The sequence below is a fragment of the Cellulomonas sp. NPDC058312 genome (genome assembly GCF_042880135.1).
Classification (GTDB): Bacteria; Actinomycetota; Actinomycetes; order Actinomycetales; family Cellulomonadaceae; genus Cellulomonas.
This window is the reverse complement of sequence record NZ_JBHVZE010000002.1, coordinates 948,165-954,455: the sequence shown is the minus strand read 5'-3', so window position 1 is coordinate 954,455 and position 6,291 is coordinate 948,165. Positions and strand designations below refer to the sequence as shown.

Genomic DNA, 6,291 nt, shown 5'->3' with positions numbered 1-6,291 from the left:
TGGTACTGCACTCGCCAGGGTGTGGGAGAGTAGGACGCCGCCGGACACCATTTCGCGAAGAGCCACCCCGCAAGGGGTGGCTCTTCGTGTTTCCCCACCCATATAGCCCGCGCACGGGCCCTGCACGACCGCCGAGACACCGACGAGTGGTCACGACACGCCGGCCCGCGACGCCGTGCACCCGCGTGTCGTGACCACTCGCCACGCGATCACACGGCCGCGGGGTTGCGCACGTCCAGGGTCGGACGAGACCTGCCGCGCTCACGCACCCATGCGTTCGCCTCACCGGCACACCCGGTTGTCAGTCCTCGCCGAGATGGCAGGGCTCGCCTGCGCGCCGACACCCGGGCAGACGCGCAGGATGCCATCTCGGCGCCCCAGGGTCGTCGGGCCCCGGCGAGAGGTCACGACGCGCCGGCCCGCGACGCCGCGCACTCGCGTGTCGCGACCACTCGCCACGCGATCACCGGCGCGCGCACGGCGTCGGCAGAGCCTGCGCGGTGCCGCTTCCGCCCCACGCACGCCCGCCCTCGCCGAGATGGCAGAGCTCGCCTGCGCGCCAACGCCCGGGCAGACGCGCAGGATGCCATCTCGGCGCCCCAGGGTCTTCGAGCACGGGCGAGACGTCGCGACACGCTGGCGCGCGACGCCGCGCACCCGCGTGTCGTGACCACTCGCCAGTGCGGGGCGGCGGCGGGGGCCCGCAACGGGTGCGCAGCGAGGGCCCGGGACGCTGTTGCGTCCCGGGCCCTTCTGGATCAGACCGTCACCAGATGCGGACGCGCTCCTCCGGGGCCAGGTACAGGCCGTCGCCGGGCTGGACGTCGAACGCGGCGTAGAACTCGTCGACGTTGCGGACGACCGCGTTGCAGCGGACCTCGTCGGGGGAGTGCGGGTCGACGGCGAGCCGGCGGATGACCTCCTCGTCGCGGCCCTTCGCGCGCCACACCTGCGCCCAGCCGAGCAGGACGCGCTGCACGCCGGTCATCCCGTCGACCACCGGTGCGTCGTCGAGCTCGCGGCGGGTGCCGTCGGCGCTCAGCGCGATCCGGTAGGCCTTGAGCGCGATCGACAGGCCGCCGAGGTCGCCGATGTTCTCGCCGATGGTGAGCGCCCCGTTGACGTGGTGCGAGCCGTTCAGCTGCGCGGGGGAGAACGCGTTGTACTGCTCGATGAGCGCGGACGTCCGCTTCTCGAACTCGGCGCGGTCGGACTCGGTCCACCAGTCCTCGAGGCGTCCCTGGCCGTCGTACTTCGAGCCTTGGTCGTCGAAGCCGTGGCCGATCTCGTGGCCGATGACCGCACCGATGCCGCCGTAGTTCACGGCGTCGTCGGCGTCCGCGTCGAAGAACGGCGGCTGGAGGATCGCCGCGGGGAAGACGATCTCGTTCATGCCCGGGTTGTAGTAGGCGTTGACGGTCTGCGGGGTCATGAACCACTCGTCGCGGTCGATCGGCTTGCCGATCTTGTTCAGCTCGTGGTCCTGCTCGAACGCCGACGCGCGGCGGACGTTGCCGAGCAGGTCGTCGGCGCTCAGCTCCAGCGCGGAGTAGTCGCGCCACTTCACCGGGTAGCCGATCTTCGGGGTGAACGCGTCGAGCTTCGCGAGCGCCTTCTCCCGGGTCTCCGCGCCCATCCAGTCCAGGGCGGTGATCGACTCGCGGTACGCCTCGACGAGGTGCCCGACGAGCTGCTCCATCCGCTCCTTGTGCGCCGGCGGGAAGTGGCGGGCGACGTAGACCTCGCCGACGGCCTCGCCGAGGACGCCCTGGACGAGGGAGACGCCGCGCTTCCAGCGGTCACGCAGCTCCTGGGCACCGGTGAGCGTCCGGCCGTGGAAGTCGAAGTTCGCCTCGACGAGCTCCGAGGACAGGTACGGGGCCCGCGCGCTGATCGCGTGGTACGCCAGCCAGGCCTTCCAGCTGTCGACGTCCTGCGCGGCCCACAGGGCGGCGAACGCGGTGGCGAACGACGGCTCCCGGACCACGAGCTCGTCGAGCGAGCCCGCCGGCGCGCCGAGCGCGCGCGCCCACGCCGCCCAGTCGAAGCCGGGGGCGTCGGACGCCAGCGCGGCGAGCGTGGTGGGGTTGTAGGTGAGGTCGGCGTCGCGGTCCTTCACGACGTCCCAGTGCCCGGCGGCGAGCTCGGACTCGAGGGCCAGCACCCGTCCGGCGCCCTCGTCCGCGGCGGCGTCGTCCGCCGCCCAGCCGCCGAGCCGCAGCATGCGCGCGACGTGCGGGCGGTAGGCGGCGAGGATCGGGGCGTACTGCTCGTCGCGGTAGTAGGACTCGTCGGGCAGGCCGAGCCCGGACTGGTAGAGGTAGACGACGTACCGCTCGGGGTCCTTGGCGTCGTTGTCGACCCAGAAGCCCGCGGCGCCGGCCGCGCCGGTGCGCTGCAGGGCGCCCAGGACGTCGGTCAGCTCCTCGCGGGTGGTGGCGCCGGCGATGGCGTCGAGGTCGGGGCGCAGCGGGTCGGTGCCGGCGGCCTCGACGGCGTCGGTGTCCATGAAGCTGGCGTACAGGGCGCCGATCTGCGCCTGGACGCCGCCGCCGGCCGCCTGCTCCGCTGCCTCGGTGATGATGTCCCGGACCTGCTCCTCGGCCTGGTCGTGCAGGGCCCGGAAGGAGCCGTCCATCGCGCGGTCGGCGGGGATGACGTGCTCCGCCGCCCAGCGGCCGTTGACGTGCGCGTACAGGTCGTCCTGCGGGCGGACGGCGGGGTCGAGGGCGGAGGAGTCGATGCCGCTGCGGGTCATGGTCGCCGGGTGTTCCGTTCTGCCGGGGTCGGGGCGCGGGCACGCACCACCGGCCAGCCTAGGACTCCGGGAGGGCGAACGCCCGGGCGTGCGGCAGGATGTCCCTATGCGTATCCATGTCGCCGCTGACCACGCCGGGTTCGAGCTGAAGGTCGCGATCGTCGAGCACCTGCGCGCCGCAGGTCACGACGTCGTCGACCACGGGGCCGCTGAGTACGACCCGCAGGACGACTACCCGGCGGTGTGCTTCGCCGCGGGCGAGGCCGTCGTCGCGGACCCGGGGAGCCTCGGCGTGGTGATCGGCGGGTCGGGCAACGGCGAGCAGATCGCCGCCAACAAGGTCACCGGCGTGCGCGCCGCGCTGGCCTGGAACGAGGACACCGCGCGCCTCGGCCGTCAGCACAACGACGCGAACGTCGTGGCGATCGGCGCCCGGCAGCACTCGGTGGACGCGGCGATCGAGCTGGTCGACGCGTTCGTGGCGGAGCCGTTCAGCCAGGACCCGCGCCACCAGCGCCGCATCGACCAGCTCGCCGCGTACGAGGCCGCGCGCGCCTGACGCGCGGGACCCCGTCCCAGCGAGGCTCAGAACACCCAGGGGCAGAGCGGCGCGATCGGCCAGCCGAACGCGGTCGCGGTCCGGTGCAGGGCGTCGGGCCGGTGCGCCGTGACCTGACCGACCGCGGCCAGCGCCGCGAGCGACCGCCCCCCGAGGTAGGCGGCGCCGAGCTCGCGCACGTCCAGCTCCAGGTCGGCGGGCGCCTGCGCCCGCTCGACGTGCGCGCCGTACGTGCCGTCGGTGCCGGCCTCCCCGGTCACCACGCGCCAGGCGCCGTCGTTCCCGGGCAGCAGCGCGTCGCGCACGTGCAGGACGACGTCGAGCGGGGCCGCGTACCGCCGGCCGGTGAGCGCGGCGGGGACGTCGAGCAGCCGGACCCAGAGGTTGTCGCTGAGCTTCGGGACCGGTCGGCGGGTGTCCACGAGCAGCGCGAGCAGCGGGTCGTCGACGGCGAGCATCCCGGTGCTCACGGTGCTGGTCAGGTCCAGGTCGAGCAGGAACGACCAGAGCCGGTGGGTCGCGGCGGCGTCGACCGCCGCGGCCGCGCGGACCCGCACCGGGTACTCCGCGCCGCCGTCCGCCCAGGTCTGCACGCGCCGCAGCAGGGCGTAGCCGCGGACGTCGTCGGCGGCGTCGCGGACGGTCACCAGGCGGGCCGGCTCCCCGCCGGCGCGCCACGCGGGCGGGTCGGCGACGGCGATCGTCCGCAGGGCGTCCGAGCCGCGCAGCACCCAGCCGGGACGCCCGGCGCCCGCGGCGGCGTGCAGACCGTCGACGAGGTCGCGGTGCGCCTGCGGGTCGAGGCTCTCGAACCGGACCCGCAGCTCCGCGGAGCCCGGGACGTCGCGCAGCGCGGCGCCGCGGGGCAGGGTCAGCCGGACGTGGTCCGCCGCGGAGCCGTAGCCGTACCGGCCGTAGATCCCCGGCTCGGCGGCGAACAGCGCGGACACCGGCTCCCCGCGGCCCAGCGAGCGGTCCAGGTGCGCGCGCATCATCGTCGACAGCAGCCCGCGGCGGCGGTGGTCGGGGCGCACGCCGACCCAGGTCAGGCCCGCGCACGGGACCTCGCCGCCGGGGGTGGGCAACCGGAACGCGTAGGAGCCGTGCACGGCGACGAGCTCGCCCGCGTCGGTCTCGACCCCGACGGCGCGGTCGAGCGGGACGGCGAACGGCACGGCGGCGTCGAGCGCGGTGTCCCGCGCACCCTCGGCGAACGCGAGGGCGTCGATGCTGCGGTACTCCTCGACGCGGTCCTCGGTGATCTCGGTGAGCCGGTACCCGGCGGGGGCGGTGTGCATGCGCCCCATCCTGGCTCCCGCGGCGGCGGACCGGCACGTCGATTTCCCTGGTGGTGCACGTCCGGGGGATGTCGGGTGCCGTCGGCGGCTGGGTACGCTCGGCCGGTGGGGGAGCTCAGGTGACGGCGGCGCGCACCGGGCGCGGGCGGTCCGCGCGCGCCCTCGACCGGGTCCGGGCCCGCCTGCACCGGTGGCACGCGGGCTCGCAGCCGGCGCTGACCGCGCTGCTCGTGGCGCTCACCCTGGTCGCGTCGGTCGGCGTGGTGACGATCCGCCCGTGGGTACCGCCGTCGACGTACCTGCTGATCGAGATCCTGGGCGTGTTCCTGCTGCGGGTGCGGGGGATGGTCGTGCTGTGCGCGGCCGTCGTCGCTCAGGTGCTCGTCATCGCCCTGACCGGGTGGGGGGAGTTCACGCCCGGCACCTACCTGCTGCACGGCGTCACGATCGCGGCGGTGCTCGCGTTCGCGGCCTACCGGGACCGGCTCGGCCTGCAGGGCGCGCCGGGCGACCTGATGATCGTCGACCTGCGGGACCGGTTCGCCGCGCACGCCACCGTGCCGACGCTGCCAGGCGGCTGGCACGTGCAGACGGCGCTGCACGCGGCGCACCGCGAGGCGTTCTCCGGCGACTTCGTGCTGACGGCGACCCGGCAGGAGGGCGCGCTGCTCGAGGTCGCGCTCGTCGACGTGTCCGGCAAGGGCCAGGACGCGGGCGTGCGGTCGCTCCAGCTGTCCGGTGCGCTCGCGGGCCTGCTCGGGGAGCTGGACAGCGCGGACTTCCTGCCCGCCGCGAACGCGTACCTGCTGCGCCAGGACTGGGACGAGGGGTTCGCGACGGCGGTGCACGTCACCGTCGAGCTCGCGACCGGCGCGTACACGGTCGCGTCCGCCGGGCACCTGCCGCCGGTGCACCTGCACGGCGGGTCGGGGCAGGTGGAGCTGCTGTCCGTGCCGCCGAGCCTGGCGCTCGGCGTGCTGCCGGGCGCGACGTTCGGGACCGCGCGCGGCCGGATCGAGCCGGGTGACGTGCTGATCCTGTACACCGACGGCCTGGTCGAGACGCCGGGGCGGGACCTGGACCTCGGCATCGACCGGCTGCGCGGCGCCGTCGAAGCCGTGCTGGCGACCCACCGCGGCGGCGCGGACGACGTGATCGCGCGCATCGGCGCGAGCGAGGGCGACGACCGCGCGCTCGTGCTGGTGCGGAAGGACTGAGCGGCGCCGTGGACGAGACGTACCTGGAGGCGGTGCTCGACCTCGTCGACGCGATCCCGCCGGGGCGGGCGATGACGTACGGGACGATCGCCGAGGTCGTCGCGGACCGGTTCGTGGCGCAGGGGCTGCCCGCGCGCGGCGGGGCCCGGCAGGTCGGGCAGATCATGGCGCGCGGCGGGTCGGGGGTGCCGTGGTGGCGGGTGGTGAACGCGTCCGGCGCGCCGCCGCCCCACCACGTCCGCGCCGCGCTGGAGCAGCTGCGGGCCGAGGGCACGCCGCTGAGCGCGGACGGGACGCGGGTGGCGCTGCGGCGGGCGATCTGGTTCCCGGACGACTGAGCGTCGCTCGGCCGACGTCGCGGGGTGCCACGGCGGTGCGCTGATACCGGTGCCGCCCCCGCCGAGACAGGACCTCCGCGCCGAGACAGGGCGTCGGTGGGTCCTGTCTCGGCGGGACGGT

The 6,291-nt window shown here is 75.1% G+C and carries 5 protein-coding genes; 3 read left to right on the top strand and 2 right to left on the bottom strand.

Annotation, left to right across the window (positions count from 1 at the left end):
• Positions 1-766: 766 nt before the first annotated feature.
• On the bottom strand, positions 767-2,758 hold the full coding sequence (locus ACFVXN_RS08900) for a M13 family metallopeptidase (protein ID WP_389230455.1): 1,992 nt from the start codon (positions 2,756-2,758) through the stop codon (positions 767-769).
• Between the two features lie 106 nt (positions 2,759-2,864).
• Between ACFVXN_RS08900 and ACFVXN_RS08895 the strand changes: the two genes are divergently transcribed.
• Positions 2,865-3,317, top strand: coding sequence for a ribose-5-phosphate isomerase (locus tag ACFVXN_RS08895; protein ID WP_389230453.1), 453 nt, complete (start codon positions 2,865-2,867; stop codon positions 3,315-3,317).
• 26 nt (positions 3,318-3,343) lie between these two features.
• Here ACFVXN_RS08895 and ACFVXN_RS08890 read toward each other — a convergent pair whose 3' ends face one another.
• A complete protein-coding gene (locus ACFVXN_RS08890; protein ID WP_389230450.1) occupies positions 3,344-4,615 on the bottom strand; it encodes a GNAT family N-acetyltransferase in 1,272 nt (423 codons plus the stop codon).
• 50 nt (positions 4,616-4,665) lie between these two features.
• Between ACFVXN_RS08890 and ACFVXN_RS08885 the strand changes: the two genes are divergently transcribed.
• Positions 4,666-5,832 carry a PP2C family protein-serine/threonine phosphatase gene (locus tag ACFVXN_RS08885; RefSeq protein WP_389230447.1) on the top strand — a complete coding sequence of 389 codons (1,167 nt, stop codon included), beginning with the start codon at positions 4,666-4,668 and terminating at the stop codon, positions 5,830-5,832.
• 8 nt (positions 5,833-5,840) lie between these two features.
• Positions 5,841-6,170: an MGMT family protein gene (locus tag ACFVXN_RS08880; RefSeq protein WP_389230444.1), complete on the top strand. Its 330-nt coding sequence runs from the start codon at positions 5,841-5,843 to the stop codon at positions 6,168-6,170.
• The last annotated feature ends 121 nt before the right edge of the window (positions 6,171-6,291 follow it).